Consider the following 1,569-nt stretch of genomic DNA (forward strand, 5'->3'; position numbering starts at 1 on the left):
GCGGCACGTCCGTGGCGGGGCTACCGGCCGGCGGCGGGCCGCAGGGCGCCGGTGCGGGCCGCGGCGAGGAAACCGGTCCAGGCCGCGGGGCCGAAGGCCAGCACCGGACCCCGACGATCCTTGCTGTCGCGTACGCCGACAACGCCGGCCAGGTTCGTCGCCACCTCGACACAGGTGGAACCGCCGTTGTCGCTGCGGCTGGACTTGCGCCAGACCGCGCCGGTCAGGTCCATGACGCTGCCACCTCCCGCATCAGTTGGCGGGACGCCCTCCGGGGCAGCGCCTCACCCCGCAGGTTCTCCCACCTGCGTTGAAGGCTATCAACGTCCTCGGAGCGGTCGGTCACGTGCGCCCGCAGGGGTGTGTCCACGTGCGCCACCTCCCCACCCTCGGAGGTGCGGGCCAGGATGAACGCCCCGGCGAGACCGGCGTGCATCCCGGCTTCGGCCGGGACCACGTGCAGGTCAACGTGCGCCCACTCGATGACGTCGAGCAGGTGGTCGAACTGCTCGGCCAACACCTTTGGGCCGCCGATGCGCCGACGCAGCACGGCCTCGTCGACGACGAAGACCACCTCCGGCGGTGTCTCCCTGGTCAGGACCTCCTGCCGGGCCAGCCGCGACGTGATCCGCTGTTCGATCTCCGCCTCCCGGAGCATGCCGCCACCGGCGAGCACCGCGCGGGCGTACGCCTCGGTCTGGAGCAGGCCGGGGATCAACGACGGCTCGAACCAGCGGATGAGCGTCGCCTCCGCCTCCACCTGGATCCACTCGCGCAGCCAGGGCGGAGCCGCATCGGCGCGCACCAGGGTCAGCAGCCGCTCGAAGAACCCGCCGGACGCCAACGCGGCGTCCACCCGCCCCACGAAGTCCTGCGACGGGGTCCGGTGGCCGATCTCCACCATCCCGATCAGCGACGACGAGTAGTTGATGCGCTGGGCCAGGTCCTCCTGGCTGAGCCCGCGCTCCCGCCGGACCCGCCGCAGTTCGCCGCCGAGGAACTCCAGCGTGGACACCTCGCCCATCACACCTCCCCACACCGGGCCACCGTGGCACCACCACCGGCCCGTGGCCCGCCGACGCCTTCCGACCGTAGTCGCCCGGACAGCAGAGTGTGAGCAGCCACGACGAGGGAGGTACACATGGGAAAGCGTCCGGAGCCCGTACCGCTGGGGCCGCGGCACCGCCGCGACTGGGCCCGCTGGGGACGCTGGTGCGTCTGCGGCCTGCGGTGGCGTGCCTGCCCTGACCGCCGGCAGCCGGTGCCAATGGAGGAACCAGCGTGGCCGTCGACGCCCGCAGGCATGCCGGCCGGGTGGCTCGACCAGTGGGTCATGGACGTCTCCCCGTTCACCCACCTGCCCCGGCTGCCCGGGGGCGACGTCACCGCGATGCCGCTGGTCTGGCTGGGGGGGTTGGTGCTGCTGTTGGGAGCGGCCGGCCTGGCCGCCTTCCGCCGGCGCGACCTGGACACCGCCTGAACCCCGCGCACCCCCGAACCGGGCCGGGGGGGGGCGCGGGGGGGGGGGGCCCCCGCCCCCCCCCCGCGCGCCCCCCCCCGCGGCGGCGC

3 protein-coding genes are annotated in these 1,569 nt (G+C 74.3%); 1 reads left to right on the forward strand and 2 read right to left on the reverse strand.

The window, feature by feature from the left end:
* Positions 1–20: 20 nt before the first annotated feature.
* Positions 21–233, reverse strand: a complete 213-nt coding sequence (locus AB0I76_RS29565) for a DUF397 domain-containing protein (protein WP_357042328.1) — start codon at positions 231–233, stop codon at positions 21–23.
* The gene (locus AB0I76_RS29570) at positions 224–1,024 is read right to left on the reverse strand and encodes a helix-turn-helix transcriptional regulator (protein WP_357042331.1); all 801 of its coding nucleotides are present in this window, start codon (positions 1,022–1,024) and stop codon (positions 224–226) included. Before AB0I76_RS29570 ends, AB0I76_RS29565 begins: the two co-directional genes overlap by 10 nt.
* A 279-nt stretch (positions 1,025–1,303) precedes the next feature.
* Between AB0I76_RS29570 and AB0I76_RS29575 the strand changes: the two genes are divergently transcribed.
* Complete coding sequence (locus AB0I76_RS29575; protein ID WP_357042334.1) at positions 1,304–1,480, forward strand: LPXTG cell wall anchor domain-containing protein; 177 nt, start codon at positions 1,304–1,306, stop codon at positions 1,478–1,480.
* Positions 1,481–1,569: the final 89 nt, after the last annotated feature.

This window comes from Micromonospora sp. NPDC049799 (genome assembly GCF_040656655.1).
Lineage (GTDB): Bacteria > Actinomycetota > Actinomycetes > Mycobacteriales > Micromonosporaceae > Micromonospora.